The sequence below is a fragment of the Caldanaerobacter sp. genome (assembly GCF_049701115.1).
Taxonomy (GTDB): Bacteria; Bacillota; Thermoanaerobacteria; order Thermoanaerobacterales; family Thermoanaerobacteraceae; genus Thermoanaerobacter.
Genome location: NZ_JBNATX010000001.1, coordinates 215,886 through 237,494, shown reverse-complemented (window position 1 = coordinate 237,494; position 21,609 = coordinate 215,886). Strand labels below are relative to the sequence as shown.

Genomic DNA, 21,609 nt, shown 5'->3' with positions numbered 1-21,609 from the left:
GGAGGATTTTTTTGTTTCATGGAGGCAAACAATAAAGTCGTAGTTGGAATGAGCGGAGGAGTGGATAGCTCAGTTACTGCATATCTTTTAAAAGAGCAGGGATTTGAAGTTATAGGAGTGACAATGAGAGTTTGGGTAGACCCTTACAGCAAAGCTCAAGACGATGACAAAAGCTGTTGCTCTTTAAAAGCAATACATGATGCAAAAAAAGTTGCTGAGATTTTAGGAATCCCACATTATACTGTCAATTTGAGTGAAGTTTTTTATGATAAAATTGTCAAATATTTTATTGACGAATATTTAAAAGGGCGGACACCGAACCCGTGTGTTTTTTGTAATAGACTCATAAAATTTGGAGACCTTTTAGAAAAAGCCCATGAATTGGGAGCTTACTATATAGCGACAGGACATTATGTTAGGAAAGAATACGATGAGGACAGAAAAAGGTATTTATTAAAAAAGGGCTTAGACTCTAAAAAAGACCAGAGCTATATGCTATATCGGTTGACTCAGGAACAGTTAAAACACGCACTTTTCCCCCTGGGTAACTATACTAAAGAAGAAGTGAGGGCTTTAGCTGAAAAAATAGGACTTCCTGTTGCTTCTAAAAGAGAGAGCCAAGAAATTTGTTTTATTCCAGACAATGATTATAAAGCTTTTATAAAAAGACAGATTAAAAAAGATGTAAAACCGGGAGAATTTAGAGATATCCACGGCAATTTCTTAGGGTATCACAAAGGAATAATAAACTATACAATTGGACAAAGAAAGGGCTTAGGTTTATCTTCCGACAGGCCTTTGTACGTTGTGGACATAGATCCAGAAAACAATGTAGTTATTGTCGGACATCAAGAGGATGTCTGGGGCAAAGAGCTGATATCTTCAAACAACAATTTCATTTCAATAGAAAAACTGGAAGAAGAGATAAAGGTTACCGCTAAAATACGGTATACTGCCAAAGAAGATGAGGCGATAATAAAGCCGTATGGTGATGATAAAGTATTGGTAAGATTTCTAAGACCCCAAAGAGCGATAACTCCCGGACAATCTGTGGTATTTTATGATGGCGATGTAGTAGTAGGAGGAGGAATAATTGAGAAAAAAGTAAGATGAGCACCCTTATGGTGCATTTTTTTGTTTAGGAAGAGGAATAATATAATAAGCAAAAGTTTTTGAAAGGTAGAAGGAGGGATTGGATGAGCAACAGAGATAAGTATTTAAAAGGATTTTTGGCAGGAGTTATAGCTGCAGCTTATGTAATTCCAAAGATGGACCTTAAAAAGTACAGGCGTTACAAGGACATGTTTGAAAAAAATTTTTCAAAAGTGTGGAGGGCAGTTAAACAGATAAAATTGAGATGAAAAACAAGGTCTACATTATATGGTTTTTGATTGTATTAGGGATTTTTTATATTTTCATAAAAAACTGGGCGAGTATCAAAAGCATACTTTCCCCTTTTTTTGTTTCTATGCTTATAGCTTATCTTTTACATCCATTTGTAAGATATTTTAATTCAAAAGGTTTTACAGTGACTTTTTCTATATTAATGGTGTTTTTACTGGTGGCAGCAGTAATTTTGGTTTTTTCTTATTATGTTTTTCCTATTTTGATAGGGGAACTAACCTCTTTTGTGAAAATGCTCCCAGAGTATATTAAAGAATTGAATTTTATTTTAAATAACTTTAAATTCCTCTACCTTTCTAACCTTCCGCCCGATATTGAAAACGCCATAGAAAGGAATCTAAATTCACTAACTGCGGGAATGGCTTCTTTTGTTGATGCGTTTTTTAAATCAACAATTAGCATGTTGAAGGGTTTTACTGAGCTCATAATTATTCCAATTCTTACCTTCTATTTTTTGAAGGATAAAGGGGTTTTTTTAAAAGAGTTTGAAAATTTGATTCCGCCTATATATAGAGATAGGTTTTTCATTCTTCTTTTCAAGGTGGACAGGATATTGAGCAAATACTTGAGAGCGCAAGTTTATTTGTCTATTTTTGTAGGAGCGCTTACAGGTTTAGGGTTAGCTCTCGTAAAAGTAAGATATGCTTTTTTGTTGGGAGTGATAGCAGGTATTTTAAATATAATTCCGTATATTGGGCCGATTCTTTCTATCGTTCCAGCCGTTGCGATTGGCTTTATGGATTCAATTTTTAAAGGTTTGTGGGCTTTTGCTATCTGCCTTTTCATTCAGCAAGTTGAAAATGTGTTTGTGACTCCTAAAGTGATGGGAGATAGTGTTGGTTTACATCCTGTTACAGTAATCTTTGTCCTCATTTTGGGAGAAGAGTTTTTTGGAATATGGGGACTTTTATTTTCTGTACCTGTTGCGGCAATTTTAAAGGAAGTTTTTACAGAAATTTTTTTAGACAAATAAATGCCATTATTGACTTGTTTTTTTCAATCTTGTATAATATACTCAAAAACAAGGGGTCAAGCCGTCCCCCTGCTTGTTAGGGACGGTTTTATTGTATAAAAGGGGAGGATTTTATGGAAAAGCTCGGGATGAATGAGATCAGGGAAAAGTTTTTGAGTTTTTTTGAGAGTAAAGGACATTTAAGACTTCCAAGTTTTTCATTAGTTCCCAAAAATGATAAAAGTTTGCTCTTAATAAATTCTGGTATGGCGCCTTTAAAACCCTATTTTACTGGTAAAGAAACACCACCGAGCAAGAGAATCACTACTTGTCAGAGGTGTATAAGGACTCCCGATATTGAAAGGGTAGGGAAAACGGCGAGGCATGCCACTTTCTTTGAGATGCTTGGTAATTTCTCTTTTGGAGATTATTTTAAAAAAGAGGCTATTCCATGGGCTTGGGAGTTTGTTACAGAAGTTTTGAAGCTTCCTGTTGACAGGCTTTGGGTTACTATTTATGAAGAGGACGATGAAGCTTTTGAAATATGGAATAAAATAGTGGGCTTGCCACCAGAAAGAATAGTTAGAATGGGCAAAGAAGATAATTTCTGGGAGATAGGTACAGGGCCTTGCGGACCCTGTTCAGAGATTTATTTTGACAGGGGAGAAGAGAAAGGATGTGGCAAACCTGATTGCGGAATTGGGTGTGATGATTGCGACAGGTATGTGGAATTTTGGAACTTAGTTTTCACTCAGTTCAACAAAGATGAGCAAGGCAATTATCACAGACTTCCCAATCCCAATATAGATACAGGAATGGGGCTTGAGAGGATAGCTGCAATAATGCAGGGAGTAGATACAATTTTTGATGTGGACGTGATAAGAGGCATTCGCGACTTTATCTCAGACCTCGCAGAGGTAGAGTACGGCAAAGATGCGGAAAAGGATGTATCTATAAGAGTTATAACGGACCATATAAGAGGCATCACCTTTATGATTTCCGATGGAATCCTCCCCTCCAATGAGGGAAGGGGTTATGTATTAAGAAGACTTCTCAGAAGAGCAGCAAGGCATGGCAAGCTTTTGGGATTAAATGATGCTTTCCTGTACAAGGTAGTAGATTCTGTTGTGGAAAATTACGGAGGAGCTTACCCAGAAATAATTGAGAGAAAAGATTATATAAAGAGGATTATAAAGCTGGAAGAAGAGAGGTTTAAGGAGACGGTAGACCAGGGGCTTGCCATCTTACAGGATTATATAAATGAACTCAAAGCCCAAGGGAAGACTGTATTAGAAGGTGCAAAAGCCTTCAAGCTTTACGATACTTATGGTTTCCCCTTGGATTTGACAAAAGAGATACTGCAAGAAGCAGGCATTACAATTGATGAGGAAGGATATAAAGAAGAGCTTGAAAAGCAGAGGATAAGAGCTAGAAGCAGCAGAAAAGAAGACAATAGCCTGTGGGAGCAGGACATATACTCCACTTTAGGAGATATTTCTACGAAGTTTGTGGGATATGAGGTTTATGAAAGTGAGGCTAAAGTGTTAGCTATTGTGAAGGACAACGAAGTAGTAGAGCAGGCAGAAGCAGGGGACGATGTAAGTATAATTTTAGATGTGACGCCTTTTTATGCTGAAAGTGGCGGACAGGTAGGAGATAGCGGGGTAATTGAAGGAGAGGACACATTAATAAAGGTGAATGACTGCAAAAAGGTAGGGGACAAGTTCATACACATTGGCACTGTGGAGAGAGGATTAATTTCGGTTGGAGATAAAGTAGTAGCTAAGATTGATGTCTCAAAGAGAAAAGGTGCTGCGAGAAACCATACGGCTACGCATTTACTCCACAAGGCTCTTAAAGAGATTTTGGGAGAACATGTAAACCAATCTGGGTCACTGGTAGCTCCCGATAGATTGAGATTTGATTTTTCTCACTATCAAGCTCTCACAAAAGAAGAGATTAAGAGAATCGAGGATAGAGTGAATGAAAAGATATATGAACAGCTTCCTGTGCTGGTTGAGGAAAAGAATTACGATGAGGCATTAAAAGAAGGAGCGGTAGCTCTTTTTACAGAGAAATACGGGGATAAGGTGAGGGTTGTAAGAATCAACGATTATAGCATGGAACTTTGTGGCGGAACACATGTAAAAAATACGAGTGAAATAGGAATTTTTAAAATCGTATCAGAAAGTGCAGTAGGAGCCGGACTGAGGAGAATAGAAGCGTTAACAGGGATAGAGGCGATAAAGTACCTGAATGAACAAAAGGAAACATTAGACAAAGTTTCTGAACTTTTGAAGGTACAGGATAAAGAAGTGATTTCAAAGATAGAGAATCTGCAACAGTCTTTGAAAGACAAAGAAAAGGAAATAGAGAGTTTAAAGACAAAAGTTGCAAGTATCTTAGCGGACACTCTTGTAGATTTAGCTATTTCTGTAGGCGGAGTTAAAGTTGTGGCTGCGGAAGTGGAAGACTATGATATGGAGGCTTTAAAAACTTTAGGCGATATTCTTAAAGATAGGCTAAAAAGTGCGGCTGTGATTTTAGCTTCTGCTTCCAGGGATAAGGTCTTGTTTGTAGGAATGGCTACAAAAGATGCGGTAAACAGAGGGCTTAATATGGGTTCGATCATTAAAGAAACCTGCAACATAGTGGAAGGAAATGGCGGCGGAAGAGCTGAGATAGCGCAGGGAACGGGTAGAAATCTTTCGAAGGTGAAAGAAGCTCTTGAAAAAGCTGTTGAAATTGTAAAAGAACAGTTAAAGTCTTGACGAAGGGGTTCCCAATAGAGTATGATAGTGTCAGAGGTGATTCCATTGGTTGAAAAAAATGAGCAGACAATAAAGTACACCGTGTCTAAAGATAAAAAATCCGTTAAAGAAATCTTAGAAGTGGTTTATCAAGCTCTTTTAGAAAAAGGATACGATCCTGTAAATCAAATAGTTGGTTATATTCTTTCCGGGGACCCTACTTATATAACCAGTCACAAAAATGCTAGAAACCTCATAAGAAAAATAGAAAGAGATGAACTGGTAGAGGAGCTTCTAAAAAGTTATTTGAGTAAATAAAAAATGCCTCACCTCGTGTGGGGCATTTTTTTGAGGATGGGGAGTAACTTGAGAGTATTGGGATTGGATTTGGGAGACAAGACCATTGGAGTAGCAGTAAGCGATGCTTCTTCAACAATTGCCCAGGGGATTACAACTATAAGAAGAAAAAGTTTTGTAGAAGATGTGAAAGCAATAGAGGAAATTGTGAAAAAATATGAGGTGGAAAAGGTTGTAGTAGGGCTTCCCAAAAACATGAACGGTTCAATAGGGCCTCAGGGGGAAAAGGTCATAAGGTTTGGGGAAAAATTAAAGGAGGCATTAGAAATTCCTGTTGTTTTTTGGGATGAAAGGCTTACTACCCTTCAGGCAGAAAGGCTTTTGATAGAGGGAGTAGACATGTCCAGAGGGAAGCGCAAAAAGGTTGTTGACAAACTTGCTGCTACCATAATACTCCAGAGCTATCTTGATTCTCAAAAAAATTCCTAAAAAGCCTTGACAGCTGGCTGGAGATGTTATACAATTACATTATCTTGGTAGAATTGAGGTGAAAGTTTATGGAACCAGAAATTATTCAATTGATTGACGAACACGGGCATCCGGTGGATTTTGAGTTAGTAGCATCTTTTGATGTGGATGAAAACAGGTATGCAGTAGTGGTGCCTGTGGATGGAGATGGCGAAGAAGCCTATATTTTAAAGGTAGAGCACGATGAAGAGGGTAATGAGGTTTTCCTTGCAATCGAGGATGAAGATGAGTTCAATGAAGCAGTTGAAGCTTATAATGAATTGATGGAGGAGTATGAAGATTTTTACGATGACGAGGAAGAAGATTTTGATGATGACGAAGAGTGATTAAATTTTGATGAATAAAAGGATTGGAAATTGAGATATACCCTTTGTGGGTATATCTTAATTTTATTTTATCTGTTTTCAATTGAAATTAAAAACGGCGAATAATAGTTGATATTTTTGTCAAAAACTTGTTGACAATTGAAAATGAATATCATAAACTATTTGTAGTTGAAATAATTTGGTGGTGAAAAAGGTGAATGAATTTGATAAACTCAAGGAAAAATTGAAAGAGAAGGGTTTTAAGCTGACTACTCAGCGACGAGTGATTTTAGACGTGATAATGGAAAATAAGAATAAACATCTGTCTTCAGAAGAAATATATGACCTTGTGAAGCAAAAATATCCTGAGATAGGATTAGCTACAGTTTACAGGACTCTACAGCTTTTCGAGGAATTAGGGCTTGTGTACAAATTGAATTTTGACGATGGACGGAATAGATATGAGCTTTATCAAGATGATTCACATCAGCATCATCACTTAATATGTTTAAAATGTGGTAATGTCATAGAAATGGAAGGAGATTTACTGGAAGATTTAGAAAAACTTATTGAAAAAACAAAAGATTTTAAGATTGTTGATCACAATGTAAAGTTTTATGGTTATTGCAGTAAGTGTAGAAATAAAGTATAATTTATATTAACTGGTGTAAGGTACGGGTCTATTTTTATTTAAAAAGGGGAGAGGGGTAGAAAATATATAAACGAAAGGAGAAAGGTATTTGGCACACAAGGCAAAACTGAAGATAATTCCTTTGGGCGGGTTAAATGAGATTGGCAAAAATATGACTGTATTCGAGTATGGAAATGACATTATTGTAGTAGACTGTGGCCTCGCTTTCCCTGACGATGAGATGTTGGGAATTGACCTCGTCATTCCCGACATTACTTATTTATTGAAAAATAGGGAAAAAGTTAAAGCTATTGTGCTCACCCATGGGCATGAAGACCATATAGGGGCTCTGCCCTACGTGTTGAAGCAGCTCAACGTCCCAATTTATGGCACGAGACTCACGATAGGTCTTGTGGAGTATAAATTAAAAGAGCACGGCCTTTTACGAGACAGCAAACTAATCACTGTAAAACCAAGAGAGACAGTAGAAATCGGGCAGTTTAAAGTGGAATTTATAAGGACGTCTCACAGCATTGCGGATTCGGCGGCTCTGGCTATTCACACTCCGATAGGAACGGTTTTTCATTCAGGGGATTTTAAAATCGACTTTACTCCAATAGATGGGGAAGTACCGGATTTACACCGTTTTGCTCAACTTGGAGAAAAAGGCGTACTGGTTATGCTTTGCGACAGCACAAACATTGAAAGACCGGGCTATACGATGTCCGAAAGAACTGTAGGAGAAACTTTTGATAATCTTTTCAGAAAGGCCGAACAAAGGATAATTGTAGCGACTTTTGCATCAAATATTCACAGAGTCCAACAGATAATAAATTCTGCTCAGAAATACGGGAGGAAAGTAGCAATATCTGGAAGGAGTATGATAAACGTAGTAAATGTAGCCATGGAGCTTGGATATTTGACGGTTCCAGAGGGACTTTTGATAGATTTAGATGAAGCAAATAAACTTCCCCACAATAAAGTAGTCATAGTAACTACTGGAAGTCAAGGAGAACCCATGTCGGCTCTCACCAGGATGGCTTCTTCTGAACATAAGAAAGTTGAAATTGTGCCGGGTGACACGGTGATAATCTCTGCTTCTCCAATCCCTGGTAATGAAAGGCTAATTTCAAGGGTGATAAATCAGCTTTTTAAAAAGGGTGCCAATGTAATTTATGAAGCTTTAGCAGATATACATGTTTCTGGACATGCCTGCCAGGAAGAGATTAAACTTTTGCACACCCTTATAAAACCGAAATTTTTTATACCAGTCCATGGAGAGTACAGACATCTTGTGCAACACGCAAAGCTTGCTGAAAGTCTTGGAATGCCGCCAGAAAACATCTTTGTCGTGGATAATGGGACTGTGCTTGAGTTTACAAAGGATTCAGGCAGAATTGCGGGTACGGTAACGGCTGGTAAGGTGTTAGTAGATGGATTGGGCGTAGGAGATGTGGGTAATATTGTATTAAGAGATAGGAAGCATCTGGCTCAAGATGGTCTTTTGGTTGTGGTTGTGACCATTTCCAAAGAGACGGGAGCGGTAATAGCAGGTCCAGACATTATTTCTCGTGGATTTGTGTATGTTAGAGAATCCGAGGATTTGATGGAAGAGTCAAAGAATGTTGTGCGGGAAGTTTTGGCAAAATGCGAAAAAGAAGAGATAAACGAATGGGCTACTATAAAATCCATGATAAAGGATAATTTAAGCAATTTCCTGTATGAGAAAACTAAAAGAAATCCAATGATACTGCCTATTATAATGGAAATTTAACACAAAGAATGGAGAGAGGGAAATGGGTAAAATCGATGTAAGATACATTGTAAAGGCGGGGGTTATTGCAGCAATTTATTTTGCAGTGACTTTTTTGCTCGGCAGTGTCTCCTATGGCCCTATTCAGTTTAGGCTTTCAGAGGCTTTAGTGGTTTTGCCGATGATAGAACCGGCTGCCATCTGGGGGGTTTTCATTGGATGTCTTTTGGCGAATATAGGGAGTCCCTTTGGCATTATAGATATTTTAGGAGGGAGTTTTGTAACTCTTATAGCTGCGTACCTTACATCAAAAGCAAAAAAGTTTTATCAGGCTATTTTGCCCCCTATCATTTTGAATGCTTTGTTTGTTTCGATATGGGTGAGCTATTTTCTAAAAATGCCTTATTACATTGTTGCAATCGACATTGCATTGAGTGAGGCGATTGTGACGGGTGTATTTGGTTACGCTGTTCTAGTCGCTTATAAAAGGATAAAAGATAGATATTCTCTCTGACAAGTAAGCTTTTTAGGCTTACTTGTTTTTATTTTTGATTAATTATATAATTTATGTATACCCCTGTAAGGAGAGAAATAAGATGAATAAAGTCGAAACAAAAGGCAAAAGTAAATTTTTTATACTTATAGCTGCTTTAATTTTCCTTTTTGTTTCTGCTTCTTTTTATTATCAAAGCCTTTTTAAGCCAGTGTCTATAAGGGCATCAGAGGAAGTGGTTGTTAATATACCTAGTGGTTATTCTGCTCACCAGATAGCAAAGCTTTTAAAGGAAAAAAATTTGATTAAAAATGAGTGGTTTTTTGTTTGGAGGGCAAAAATATTAAAAGCAGATGGCAAGCTTAAGGCTGGGAAATATTTGTTAAGTCAGAATATGACGGTTGATCAGATTATTGAAAAAATAGCAGCAGGAAAATCCGAAATGGATGTTTTTAAAGTCACAATTCCCGAAGGGTATACTGTTAAAGATATAGCAAAAAAATTGGCTCAAACAGGGCTTGTCGATGAGAAAAAGTTTTTAGAAGTAGCGCAGAATGGAGATTTTGAGTATTCTTTCTTAAAAAATATCCCAAAGGATAGGCCAAATAGGTTAGAAGGATATCTTTTCCCTGACACTTATTTTATCCCTGTGAATTATAATGAAAAAGAGATAATAGATATGATGCTAAAAAGATTTAATGAGGTTTATGAGAGTGTGATTAAGGATAAAGCTCAAAAAGTTGGAATGACTCCCGATGAGGTTGTCATCGTGGCTTCTATCGTAGAGAAAGAGGCAGTGGTGGATAAGGAAAGGCCTATTATCGCAGGGGTTATTTATAACAGGTTGAAGAAAAAAATGAAACTGGAACTTTGTCCTACAGTTGAATATGCCCTGGGAACTCATAAGGAAGTGCTTTCATACCAAGATTTAAAAGTTGATTCTCCTTATAATACCTATGAACATTACGGACTTCCGATTGGGCCCATTTGTAATCCTGGTTTAAAATCCATTGAGGCTGCTTTAAACCCTTCTGAGCATGATTATTATTATTTTGTGGCCAAGGGAGATGGTACGCATATTTTTACTAAAACTTATGAAGACCATCTAAAAGCCCAAAGAGAAATTGAACAAGAGAAAAACAGGAAATGAAGGGTTGAGGCGATGGAGATAACCTATCATGATATACAGTTTATAAGGTCTTTTCACGAGGAGTTGTATGAAGACTTAAAGCCACTGAGAAAATTTGCAGAAGAAAATTACATTCCTATAGCAAAGCCTGAAGTGGCTGCTTTTTTGAGCTTTATGGTGAGGCTTAAAAAACCTCTTAATATACTGGAGATAGGAACAGCCATAGGATATTCCACCATAATAATGGCAAGGTCCTATCAAAAGTCTAAAATTGTTACAATTGAAAGGGATATAAACCTTGCTGAGATTGCAAAGAAAAACTTTAAAATAGCTGATCTAGAGGAAAGGATTGATTTAATCTGCGGACAAGCAGAAGAGGTACTGGAGAATCTGACAAAAAAATATGATTTTATTTTTGTAGATGCAGCAAAGGGCCAGTATTTTGAGTTTTACAAAAAGATAAGAGAATTTATTCCACAAGATGGGATTGTCCTCTGGGATAACATCCTTTATAAAGGGTATGTGGTTGGAGAAAAACACGTGAAGCACAAGAGAAGGACGATTGTGTACAGGATGAGAGAATTTATAGAAGTGTTAAAAAAAGATAAGCATTTTTACACGGTTATTTTGCCTTTAGGAGATGGATTGGCTTTAAGCATTAGGGAGGAGTGATTTATGTTAGAGCTTTTGGCGCCAGTTGGGGATTTGGAAAGGCTAAAGGTCGCCGTAAAATATGGGGCAGACGCTGTCTACTTTGGTGGTCAAAATTACAGTTTAAGGGCTTATGTGGGACTCACTCTTGATGAAATAAAGGAAGGAATAAAAATTCTTAAGAAAAGCAATAAAAAAGCTTATATAACCATAAATATATACCCTCGTAATGAGGATTTAGAAGAACTTCCAGATTATATAAAAAAGGTTGCAGACCTCGGAGTAGATGCTTTTATTGTCTCTGATTTAGGAGTTTTTTCTATAGTTAAAGAAATTGCTCCTGAGATAGATGTACACATAAGCACACAAGCTAATACTGTAAATTATTTGACTGCAAACTTCTGGCACAAATTAGGAGCAAAGAGGATAATCTTAGCAAGAGAGCTCTCTTTAAAGGAAATAAGAGAAATAAGGGATAAGACACCTCCTTCTTTAGAATTGGAGGCTTTTGTGCACGGTGCTATGTGCATATCCTATTCAGGGCGATGCCTTTTGAGCAATTACCTGACGGGAAGAGACGCTAATAAAGGGGAATGTGCGCAGCCCTGCCGGTGGAAATATTACCTGATGGAGGAAAAAAGGCCGGGCGAATATTTTCCTATTGAGGAGGACGGGCGAGGTACCTACATTTTGAATTCAAAAGACCTGTGCATGATAGAGTACATTCCTCAATTGGTAGAAGCTGGAGTTACAAGTTTTAAAATTGAGGGGAGAAACAAGAGTGCATATTATGTTGCGGTAGTTACACGGGCTTATAGGAAGGCAATTGACGATTACCTTGAAAAAGGGAAGGATTACGTTTTTGACAGGAGCCTTCTTGAGGAAGTGGGGAAGGCAAGCCACAGAGGATTTACCACAGGTTTTTATTTTGGCAGGCCAGGAGCGGATGCTCAAAATTATGAGTCTTCTAAATACATCCGCACCCATGACTTTGTGGGCATTGTCAAGAGATATGACCCTGAGGCGAGGATAGCGGTTGTAGAGCAGAGGAACAGGATGTTTGTTGGAGACGAAGTGGAAATTATAGGACCTAAAGTTCAATTTAAGCAGAAGATTGAAAAGATGTGGGATGAGGAAGGAAAAAAGATAGAGGTAGCTCCCCATCCGCAGATGATAGTGAAAATTCCGGTTATTAATCCTGTTGAAGAGCTTTATATTTTAAGAAGAGAAGCTAAAAGCAATGTTTAAAAAAGCTCCTTTTGGGAATAATGGTTCCTGAAAGGAGCTATTTTTATGGGGAAAAGGATAGTGTTTCTGCGAGCGGTTATGGCTTTTCTGATTTTTGCATTGGTTGCGAGACTTTTTTATATACAGATTATAAATTACAACTTTTACTCTTCAAAAGCTATGGAGCAAAGGATTAAGAGTTTCAAATTATTGAATAGAAGAGGAGAAATCTACGATAGACACATGATTCCCTTTACAGATAGGGACTACAGGAGATATGTATTTGCCATACCAAAGATGATGGAGGATAAAGGGAAAGCCATAGAGATTATCAGCAAAATTACAGAACTTCCTCTAGAAAAAATTAAAGAAGATTTTAAAAAAAATAAAGATTACCTTAAATATGAGGTTAAAAAGGATTTAAATTTGAACCTGCCTGTAGGGATTTTTACACTTGAACTTCCTCAAAGATATTCTTCAAATTCTCTCGCAAGACATGTCATAGGATACATTGGAGATAAAAAAATGGGGCTTGAGGAGACTTTCGATAAAGTTTTGACTACGGATGCCAGCGACAGCATCGCGGTTTTTACTGATGGCAGCAGAAGTGATTATATAAAAGGGTTGGGAGTGAAAATACAAACTGCTCAAGAGAAAGTTTTTGGCATAAAGACTACCCTTGACTACCATATACAGAAAGTAGTAGAAGACGTACTTGATAGGCATGGTATAGAAGGAGCGGCAGTTGTGTTAGAAGTGACGACAGGTGATATACTGGCAATGGCTAGTAGACCCAATTTTGATCAGAACAGGATAGAAGATTATCTGGAAAGCACTAATGAAGAGTTTATAAATAAAGCCGTATCTGGCTATCCTCCTGGATCTATTTTTAAAATCATAGTTGCTGCAGCAGCTTTAGAATCTGGGAAAGTCAGCTTAGAAGATACCTTTTACTGCAGTGGAAGCTATGATATAAATGGAGTTATTTTTCACGATTTTAGAGGAGAGAGTCATGGCTTTATAAACATAGTCAAAGGTTTTGCTGTGTCCTGCAATACAACTTTCATAAGGATAGGTGAGATAACAGGTGCAAATGCTATTTTGGAGATGGCAAGAAAGTTTGGTATAGAAAAAGATGATGGACTTCCAATACCCGAACATGTAGGAAGGCTTCCAAAGCTTTCTGACACGTACGGTGCTGGCATTGGAAATCTTTCGATAGGTCAGGGAGAGGTACTTATGACTCCGCTTCAGGCTGCCGATATAGTAGCTACTATTGCAAATGGGGGTGTAAGAAACATTCCCCGACTCGTGGAGGCAATAGTAGATGACGATGGAAAAGAAATCAAGAGATTTTTACCCCGTGAACCCTATAGGGTTTTGAAAAGCGATACGGCTCAAATTTTGAGGTATATGATGAGGCAAGTGGTGGTTGACCCGGAAGGGACAGGGAAAAGAGCAGAGACTTTTTGCAAAAGTGCTGGGAAAACAGGTTCTGCAGAGGTCAACAAAGAATTAAATATATATCATGCTTGGTTTGTGGGCTTTGTGCCTTATGAAAATCCAAAGTATTCTATTGCTGTATTTGTTAAAAACGGAGATACAGGAGGAGTAAAGGCTGCCCCTATTTTTAAAGAAATAGCCGAGGAAATAATTAAATACTGATGTACAGGCACCTTTTTCAGGCAAAACCATATAATAAAATGTGTAATTTATAAAAAAAGAGGTGGCGGCCATGTGGGAAGTCGTTGCTGCACTTTTAGGGGCAGTTGTAAGAGAGATAATAAATTTGGGTTACTTAAGCAATACAAATTCCTTTCCTAATCCTCTGACTCCAGAAGAAGAAAAAAAATATTTGGAAGCCTATAAGAACGGAGATGAAGAGGCAAGAAACGTGCTGATTGAAAGAAATTTGAGGCTTGTGGCACATGTAGTGAAAAAGTACAGTGGGACGGGGAGAGATTTAGATGACCTTATCTCTATAGGGACAATCGGACTAATTAAGGCCATAGATACTTACGACTTTGAAAAGGGTACTCACCTTGCCACATATGCTGCCAAGTGTATAGAAAATGAAATTCTCATGTCTATAAGGGCCGAAAAGAAGATGAGGGGAGAGGTTTTTCTTCAAGACCCAATAGGGGTAGATAAGGAAGGCAATGAGATTTCACTTATGGATGTACTTGGAACAGAAGAGGATGAAATATCTGATCAGGTGGAAAAAAAGATACAGATTAAAAAGCTTTACAATAAATTAAATAGCGTTTTGAAAAACAGAGAGCGCATTATAATAGAGATGAGGTACGGACTTTACAATGGTAAGGTAAGGACCCAGAGGGAAATTGCAAAAATGCTTGGGATTTCTCGTTCTTATGTCTCAAGGATTGAGAAGAAAGCGCTGACTAAACTTTATAAAGAGCTTTCAATGTGAACTGTCTTATTGACAGTCTATTTTTTTGTAGTATATAATTTTAACTAAATGAGGTGGGCTTATGTACAAAAAACTAATTCCTGACATGATTGTAGAAAGTGTACATAAAATCGACTTGAATTTTTTGAAAAATAAAGGCATTACAAGCCTTATATTGGATATAGACAACACCCTTTTGCCCAAAAAAGAAAAATTTCTTGATAAATACACTGTTGAATGGCTGGAAATAGCAAAGAAGGAAGGTTTTAAAATCTGTCTGGTTTCAAATAATACGAGAAAAAGGGTTAATCAACTTAAAGAAAAAACTGGTATACCAGGTATTGCCTGGGCAATCAAACCGAGAAAAGGTGCTTTTAAAAAGGCTTTAAAGCTTTTGGACGCAAAGCCCCACGAGACGGCTATTATTGGAGACCAGATATTCACAGATATTTTAGGTGGGAAAAGAGTAGGGCTTTTTACTATTTTAGTAAAGCCTTTGTCTGATGATGAGCTTGCCTGGACAAAAATCGTGAGAAGGGCGGAAAGAATCATTTTGAAAAGGATTGAGGAATATGAAAATTGATAGCACCACAGCGATTTTTGGACTAATTGGGCATCCAGTAAGACATAGCCTTTCTCCTTTGATACACAACTCCTCCTTTGAAAAGCTCAATTTCAATGGAGTGTACGTGGTTTTTGATGTAGCCCCTGAGTTATTAGAAAATGCTGTAAAAGGACTAAAAGCTTTAGGTATAAAAGGATTTAATGTGACTGTCCCTCATAAAGAGAGCGTAATGAATTATTTGGATTTTGTAACGGAAGAGGCAGAAAAAATTGGAGCTGTGAATACAGTTGTCAATGAAAATGGGATTTTAAAAGGCTACAATACAGACGTACAGGGATTTATAGATTCCTTAAAAGAGTTGAAAGAGGATGTGAGAGGAAGAAAAGCCTTTGTACTGGGAGCAGGAGGAGCATCAAAAGCTATATGTTTTGCCCTTGCAAGGGAAGGAGTAGAATCAATTGTAATAGCCAATAGGACTTTAAATAAAGCGAAAGCGCTGGCAGAATACATAAGGGAAGAATTTAAGGTGAAATGCGATTACTGCAGTATAGAAGAAGTAGAAAAATTTAACGAAATTGATATTCTCATAAACACAACTTCTGTGGGTATGCACCCTGAAGTGAATAACTCTCCAGTCTCTGAGGCGGTAGTGGCAAAGGCTAATTTTGTGTATGATTTAATATACAATCCCTCTGAGACGCTTTTTTTAAAGTACGCAAGAAAAAACGGTGTAAAAAGTGCAAATGGCCTCTCAATGCTTGTGAATCAGGCTAACTATGCCTTCTACCTCTGGACAGGAGAGTTTTTTGACAAAGACTTTGTGTATGAGAAAATAAGGGGAGAAATGTAGAGGGAAGAGGTTATTTTTATGGCCAAGAAAAAACTCGGGGAACTTCTAGTGGAAGTGGGGCTTATCACGGAACAACAACTGAAACATGCCATGGAAGTGCAGAGCAAAACAGGGGAAAAATTGGGGAAAGTCCTTACAAAGCTCGGGTATGTGACAGAAAATCAGATATTAGAAGCTCTTGAATTTCAGCTCGGAATACCCCATGTGGACCTTCATAAATACTACATTGACCCTGAGGTTGCAAAGCTTGTTCCTGAATCTGTGGCCAAAAGGCATATACTCATTCCTGTTAAAAAAGCCGAAGACGGCCTTTATGTAGCAATGGCAGACCCCCTCAATATTTTTGCCTTGGACGATGTGAGAATTATAACTAAACAAAATGTAAAACCTTTGATTGCATCTGAAAGCAGCATTCTAAAAGCTATAGATAGAATCTATGGCAAAGAACAGGCAGAAAAAGCAGCTCAGGAATTTAAAAAGGAATTTAAAGAAGAGGAAAGCCTACCTCAAGAAGTGCTGGAAGAAATCCAAAATGCTCCTGCTGTGCGATTTGTCAATTCTATAATTGAGCAGGCTGTGAAAAGCAGGGCCTCAGATATACACATTGAGCCGACAGAAAAGGACTTAAGGATTCGCTTCAGAGTAGATGGGCAACTTACAGAAGCCATGAGGACTATAAAAAGCACGCATGCTCCTGTTGTGACTAGAATAAAGATAATGGCCAATATGAATATCGCCGAAAGAAGGCTTCCACAAGACGGAAGATTTGATTTCACAGTGTCAGGCAGAACCGTAGATGTAAGGGTTTCTTCCCTTCCTACTGTGTTTGGCGAAAAGATAGTTTTAAGGCTTCTTGACAAGGAAAACTTTGTGATGACAAAAGAACAACTTGGATTTGATGAGGAGGATTTGCCTCTTTTTGATAAACTGATAAAAAGACCCAATGGAATCGTGCTTTTAACAGGTCCTACGGGAAGTGGTAAAACTACTACTCTTTATGCAATGCTAAGAGAGCTCAATAAGCCCAATGTGAACATAATAACAGTAGAAGATCCTGTTGAATATTCGCTGGAGGGCATAAATCAAGTGCAGGTGAATGAAAAAGCAGGGCTTACATTTGCTACTGCACTAAAGTCTATCTTAAGGCAGGATCCTGATATAATAATGATTGGGGAGATAAGAGATACAGAGACAGCTGAAATCGCCATAAGAGCAGCGATAACAGGCCATCTGGTGCTTTCGACGCTTCACACCAATAACGCTGCAGGTGCGATAACGAGACTGATAGATATGGGGATTGAGCCTTATTTGGTGGCTTCTTCTGTAGTGGGAGTAATAGCTCAAAGGCTTGCTAGAAAGGTGTGCGACAATTGCAAGGTTCCCTATAAGGCTTCAAAGGAAGAAAAGGAGATTTTGGGGATTCCGGAAGATGAAGAGGTCACACTTTTCAAGGGCAAAGGCTGTCCTGTCTGCAATAGAACAGGCTACAGGGGGCGTATCCCTATATACGAGATAATGCCCGTGACTTCTGACATAAGAGAACTCATAAATGCAAAGGTTTCCTCAGATGTGATTGAAGAAAAAGCTATAAAAAATGGCATGAAGACTTTGAGAGAAAGCGCGAAAAAACTTATTTTACAGGGCAAAACTACTATCGAAGAGATGGTGAGACTAACTTATGAGGAATGATGATGATGGAGACTATTGAACTTTTGAAATTGGTTGTGGAGAAAAAAGCTTCAGATTTGCATATCACAGTGGGAGTTCCGCCTGTTGTAAGAATTAACGGTTCTCTCCAGAAATTGGAAGGGGAGCCTTTTACACCTAAAGATACAGAGGAGATAGTGAAAGACCTGCTTACAAGCGAGCAGCTAAAAAAGCTGGAGGAAAATGGCGACATTGACCTTTCCTATTCTGTGACAGGTTTGGGAAGGTTTAGAATAAATGTGTACAAGCAGAGAGGAAGTTATAGCCTTGCCATCAGGTCTGTTGCCTTGAGAATACCTACTATAGAGGAGCTGGGACTTCCACTCATACTTAAAGATTTGGCTTTGAAAACAAGGGGATTGATACTTGTTACAGGACCTACAGGAAGTGGAAAGTCCACCACACTGGCGGCTATGGTGGACTGGATAAATTCTAAAAGGACTTGTCACATTCTTACATTGGAAGACCCCATAGAGTATTTGCACAAGCACAATAAAAGTATAGTAAATCAAAGAGAAATTGGGCACGATGCTACATCCTTTGCATCGGCTTTAAGGGCTGCATTAAGAGAAGACCCGGATGTGATACTTGTCGGTGAGATGAGGGATTTGGAGACTATACAGATCGCAATAACTGCTGCCGAGACAGGCCATCTTGTTCTTTCCACTCTTCACACGATAGGAGCTGTAAAGACGATTGATAGGATTATTGATGTGTTTCCACCTCATCAGCAACAGCAAATAAGGATACAGCTTTCCAACGTATTAGAAGGGATTATATCTCAGCAGCTTATTCCTAAAAAAGATGGAAGCGGAAGAGTTGTTGCCACGGAAGTTATGATTGCAACCCCTGCTATAAGAAATCTCATAAGGGAAGGGAAGACTTACCAAATACAGTCGGCAGTTCAAACAGGTAGTAAATTTGGAATGATTACTATGGACATGTCCATTTTGCACCTTTTAAAATCAGGGGTTATCTCTTTGGAAGACGCCTTAACTTACTGCGTTGACCAGGAGAGCTTTTCACGCATGATATAGGGGTGATTTTATGCCTTTGTACTTTTACAAAGCAAGGGACATGGGGGGCAACTTAATTACAGGGACTCTGGAGGTAGATTCAAAGTCCCAGTGCATAGACATATTGAAGGGGAGAAATTATTACATAATCGACATAAAAGAAGAAGTAGTGAAAAAAGACATCCTGGATTTTAGCTCTTTTAGAAGGGTGAAAGTCAAAGACATTGCAGTTTTTTGCCGCCAGTTTGCTACTTTGATAAATGCAGGAATTCCTATTCTGACTTCTCTTTCGACAGTGAAAGAACAGGTTAGTAATAAAAAGCTCAAAACGGCTTTATCAGAAGTGTACGAAGAAGTGCAGAAAGGACGTACCCTTTCTGATGCTATGAGGAAGAGAGAAGACGTCTTTCCAATGCTTTTGTATAACATGGTGGAGGCGGGAGAAGTCAGTGGTACTCTTGACAGGATAATGAATGAGATGGCAGACCACTATGAAAAGGAAAATGACCTCAATCAGAAAGTAAAATCGGCACTGACATATCCCGCAATTGTGAGCATTGTGGCAGTTTTTGTCGTAGTGTTTTTATTGACAAATGTGCTTCCAATATTTATAGCGATGTTTGAGAATGCAGGAGTCGAGCTACCTCTCCCTACGAGAATTTTGCTCTTAATTGCTAGTTCAATATCCAACTATTGGTATGTTTACATAGGATTTATCTTCATTTTAACTTATGTCCTATATAGATTTTCAAAGACTTCTCAGGGAAGGCGAATTTTTGACAGAATGCTTCTTGAAATGCCTATTTTTGGAGTACTTAATAGAAAGATAATAACATCAAGGTTTGCAAGGACTTTAGGGACTTTGATTGGAGCGGGCATCCCGCTTGTCAAAGCACTGGAGGTAGTAGAGAAGGTAGTGGGCAATGCAGTAGTCGCAGAGGGCATAAAAAGGGCACAGGAAGATGTGAAAAAGGGACTACCTTTATCTGAACCCTTGAGAAGAATTGGAATTTTCCCTCCCATGGTGATTCAGATGATAAGTGTTGGAGAAAGCTCTGGCGCTTTGGATACAATACTTGAGAAGACGGCAAATTTTTTTGACAGAGAAGTTGACACAGCAGTATCACAGATGACAACTTTGTTAGAGCCAATTATAATTCTAATGCTTGCAACAGTGGTAGGCTTCATAGTCGTCTCAATAATAATGCCACTGTTTGAGTTATACAATTTCATTGGAAGGTAAATTCAAGGGGAAAGGGGGTGAAAAAGGAGTATGGAATGGTTTGTAAAGGCACTCAATAAGGATGAAAGAGGTTTTACACTAATTGAGTTGATTGTTGTAATTGCAATATTAGGAATATTAGCAGCAATTGCTGTGCCGAGATTTGCGGGAACTCTCTCTTCTGCTAAAGAAAAAGCTGATAAAGCTTCAGCACAAATTATAGCTGAAGCAGCTGCAAGATATGTAATGGATAAAGGAAGTGTACCAACAAGTTTAGATGTTGGAACCCTGAAAAGTGAAGGTTATCTAGCTGATGAATATAAACCGCAATCTAAAGAGAATGCTTCTTTTAAAATTAAATTTGATACTACTAACAATAAAGTAGAAGTATATATTGATGAGGGCAGTGTATTAGCTACTGCTACATACGAAATAATCAAATAAAGGGCACATTTTTGTGCCCTCCTTAATATTTTTTAGGAGGAAGTTTTCATGAAAATGCTAATTTACATACTCATATTTTTATTCGGCACAGTTATAGGAAGTTTTTTAAATGTGGTCATATATAGAGTTCCCAGAAAAGAGTCCATAATATACCCTCCTTCCCATTGTCCCAGATGTGGCCATGAATTAAATGGTATTGATTTAATACCAATATTGAGTTATATTTTACTTAAAGGAAGATGCAGGTACTGTGGAGAAAAAATTTCAATAAGATACCCTGTTGTGGAGCTGCTTACAGGAATTGCATTTGTAATAATTTACTCTAAATTTGGGCTGGATGTAAAGGCTTTTTCTTACATGTTTCTTTCTTCTGTGCTGATTTCAGCAAGTTTTATAGATTCGGAACACAAAATCATACCCAATAGCATAATAATAACTGGATTTATAGGTGCTTTAATTTTTAGACTACTCATGTATAGTTATGGCTTTTTAGACTACATTCTGGGGCTTTTACTGGGTGGGGGCATACTCCTTCTCATCTCTTTTCTCTCAGGAGGGGAAATGGGGGGAGGAGATGTAAAATTAATGGCTCTTATAGGCTTTTTTATAGGATGGAAGCTTGTGCTTTTAAATTTGTTGCTGGGTGTTGTGTTGGGAGCTTTGGCAGGTGTTTTACTTGTACTTTTTAAGATAAAGAGCAGAAAGGACTACATACCTTTTGCACCTTATCTATCTTTAGGATGGCTTATTTCAATCTTATACGGATATGAGATTTTAAATTACTATTTAAAACTCATAAGGGGCTAAGCTTATGAAGGGGGAAGAGGGGTTAACTTTAATAGAGCTCATATCGACTTTAGCTATTTTGTTTTTAATTTTTTTACTAGTTATCCCTTCTACGAGTTTTCTTGACGCTTCTAAATCCAATTTAAGTCTTAAAGTGCTGGCAGAAGAAGTTGTAAAAGATTTAAGGTATATACAGCAGAAGAGCATTTTTGAAAGAGAGATTCTTTATTTTGATGTTGCGGAGGGTGGAAGGGGATATTATTTAATTGCTTATAATGACAATAGAATTATTAAGGAACGAAAATTTCCTCAGGGCGTGACAATAGAGAAAAATATATCAAAAGAGATAAGTTTCAAGGAAACAGGGGTACCTTCCAGCGGGGGTTGCACTATTACTTTAAAAAATGAAAATAAGAAAATAGAAATAACTATTCTTCCGGCGACAGGGCGTATTATGATGAAAGGAATTTACTGAGGGTGATATTATGG

The 21,609-nt window shown here is 37.9% G+C and carries 23 protein-coding genes; all 23 read left to right on the top strand.

What is annotated here, in order from left to right:
* Positions 1-18: 18 nt before the first annotated feature.
* The 23 genes from mnmA (at position 19) to ACPLVE_RS01245 (ending at position 21,595) form a co-directional block, all read left to right on the top strand.
* Positions 19-1,113, top strand: coding sequence for a tRNA 2-thiouridine(34) synthase MnmA (gene mnmA, locus ACPLVE_RS01355; protein ID WP_424609133.1), 1,095 nt, complete (start codon positions 19-21; stop codon positions 1,111-1,113).
* 83 nt (positions 1,114-1,196) lie between these two features.
* Positions 1,197-1,361, top strand: coding sequence for a hypothetical protein (locus tag ACPLVE_RS01350; RefSeq protein ID WP_169725624.1), 165 nt, complete (start codon positions 1,197-1,199; stop codon positions 1,359-1,361).
* Positions 1,352-2,377: an AI-2E family transporter gene (locus ACPLVE_RS01345; protein ID WP_424609172.1), complete on the top strand. Its 1,026-nt coding sequence runs from the start codon at positions 1,352-1,354 to the stop codon at positions 2,375-2,377. Before ACPLVE_RS01350 ends, ACPLVE_RS01345 begins: the two co-directional genes overlap by 10 nt.
* Positions 2,378-2,490: 113 nt before the next feature.
* On the top strand, positions 2,491-5,127 hold the full coding sequence (alaS, locus tag ACPLVE_RS01340; protein WP_424609131.1) for an alanine--tRNA ligase: 2,637 nt from the start codon (positions 2,491-2,493) through the stop codon (positions 5,125-5,127).
* Between the two features lie 45 nt (positions 5,128-5,172).
* The gene (locus ACPLVE_RS01335; RefSeq protein ID WP_424609170.1) at positions 5,173-5,424 is read left to right on the top strand and encodes an IreB family regulatory phosphoprotein; all 252 of its coding nucleotides are present in this window, start codon (positions 5,173-5,175) and stop codon (positions 5,422-5,424) included.
* A gap of 48 nt (positions 5,425-5,472) precedes the next feature.
* Positions 5,473-5,892, top strand: coding sequence for a Holliday junction resolvase RuvX (ruvX, locus tag ACPLVE_RS01330; protein ID WP_424609168.1), 420 nt, complete (start codon positions 5,473-5,475; stop codon positions 5,890-5,892).
* Between the two features lie 68 nt (positions 5,893-5,960).
* Positions 5,961-6,257 (top strand): DUF1292 domain-containing protein, encoded by a 297-nt coding sequence (locus tag ACPLVE_RS01325; protein ID WP_424609130.1) that lies wholly within the window; start codon positions 5,961-5,963, stop codon positions 6,255-6,257.
* Between the two features lie 193 nt (positions 6,258-6,450).
* Entirely contained in the window at positions 6,451-6,888 is a 438-nt protein-coding gene (locus ACPLVE_RS01320; protein ID WP_424609128.1) for a Fur family transcriptional regulator, read from the top strand.
* An 88-nt stretch (positions 6,889-6,976) separates the two neighbouring features.
* A complete protein-coding gene (locus ACPLVE_RS01315; RefSeq protein WP_424609126.1) occupies positions 6,977-8,641 on the top strand; it encodes a ribonuclease J in 1,665 nt (554 codons plus the stop codon).
* Positions 8,642-8,663: 22 nt separating this feature from the next.
* On the top strand, positions 8,664-9,134 hold the full coding sequence (locus ACPLVE_RS01310) for a QueT transporter family protein (protein WP_424609125.1): 471 nt from the start codon (positions 8,664-8,666) through the stop codon (positions 9,132-9,134).
* Positions 9,135-9,216: 82 nt separating this feature from the next.
* Positions 9,217-10,263 carry an endolytic transglycosylase MltG gene (gene mltG, locus ACPLVE_RS01305; RefSeq protein ID WP_424609123.1) on the top strand — a complete coding sequence of 349 codons (1,047 nt, stop codon included), beginning with the start codon at positions 9,217-9,219 and terminating at the stop codon, positions 10,261-10,263.
* 12 nt (positions 10,264-10,275) lie between these two features.
* Positions 10,276-10,914 carry an O-methyltransferase gene (locus tag ACPLVE_RS01300; RefSeq protein ID WP_424609121.1) on the top strand — a complete coding sequence of 213 codons (639 nt, stop codon included), beginning with the start codon at positions 10,276-10,278 and terminating at the stop codon, positions 10,912-10,914.
* Positions 10,915-10,917: 3 nt separating this feature from the next.
* Positions 10,918-12,141: a peptidase U32 family protein gene (locus ACPLVE_RS01295; RefSeq protein WP_424609119.1), complete on the top strand. Its 1,224-nt coding sequence runs from the start codon at positions 10,918-10,920 to the stop codon at positions 12,139-12,141.
* Between the two features lie 45 nt (positions 12,142-12,186).
* Positions 12,187-13,785 (top strand): peptidoglycan D,D-transpeptidase FtsI family protein, encoded by a 1,599-nt coding sequence (locus ACPLVE_RS01290; protein ID WP_424609117.1) that lies wholly within the window; start codon positions 12,187-12,189, stop codon positions 13,783-13,785.
* 70 nt (positions 13,786-13,855) lie between these two features.
* Positions 13,856-14,551, top strand: a complete 696-nt coding sequence (gene sigK / locus ACPLVE_RS01285) for an RNA polymerase sporulation sigma factor SigK (RefSeq protein ID WP_424609115.1) — start codon at positions 13,856-13,858, stop codon at positions 14,549-14,551.
* Between the two features lie 61 nt (positions 14,552-14,612).
* Positions 14,613-15,113: a YqeG family HAD IIIA-type phosphatase gene (locus tag ACPLVE_RS01280; protein WP_424609113.1), complete on the top strand. Its 501-nt coding sequence runs from the start codon at positions 14,613-14,615 to the stop codon at positions 15,111-15,113.
* On the top strand, positions 15,103-15,945 hold the full coding sequence (gene aroE / locus ACPLVE_RS01275; RefSeq protein ID WP_424609111.1) for a shikimate dehydrogenase: 843 nt from the start codon (positions 15,103-15,105) through the stop codon (positions 15,943-15,945). The genes ACPLVE_RS01280 and aroE overlap by 11 nt, the downstream gene beginning before the upstream one ends.
* Before the next feature lie 18 nt (positions 15,946-15,963).
* Positions 15,964-17,634 (top strand): type II secretion system ATPase GspE, encoded by a 1,671-nt coding sequence (gene gspE, locus ACPLVE_RS01270; RefSeq protein ID WP_424609109.1) that lies wholly within the window; start codon positions 15,964-15,966, stop codon positions 17,632-17,634.
* A gap of 5 nt (positions 17,635-17,639) precedes the next feature.
* The gene (locus ACPLVE_RS01265; RefSeq protein WP_424609166.1) at positions 17,640-18,689 is read left to right on the top strand and encodes a type IV pilus twitching motility protein PilT; all 1,050 of its coding nucleotides are present in this window, start codon (positions 17,640-17,642) and stop codon (positions 18,687-18,689) included.
* A gap of 10 nt (positions 18,690-18,699) precedes the next feature.
* The gene (locus ACPLVE_RS01260; protein WP_424609107.1) at positions 18,700-19,911 is read left to right on the top strand and encodes a type II secretion system F family protein; all 1,212 of its coding nucleotides are present in this window, start codon (positions 18,700-18,702) and stop codon (positions 19,909-19,911) included.
* A 30-nt stretch (positions 19,912-19,941) separates the two neighbouring features.
* Entirely contained in the window at positions 19,942-20,334 is a 393-nt protein-coding gene (locus ACPLVE_RS01255) for a type II secretion system protein (RefSeq protein WP_424609105.1), read from the top strand.
* A 48-nt stretch (positions 20,335-20,382) separates the two neighbouring features.
* Entirely contained in the window at positions 20,383-21,141 is a 759-nt protein-coding gene (locus tag ACPLVE_RS01250) for a prepilin peptidase (protein ID WP_424609103.1), read from the top strand.
* A gap of 4 nt (positions 21,142-21,145) precedes the next feature.
* Positions 21,146-21,595 (top strand): prepilin-type cleavage/methylation domain-containing protein, encoded by a 450-nt coding sequence (locus ACPLVE_RS01245; protein ID WP_424609101.1) that lies wholly within the window; start codon positions 21,146-21,148, stop codon positions 21,593-21,595.
* The last annotated feature ends 14 nt before the right edge of the window (positions 21,596-21,609 follow it).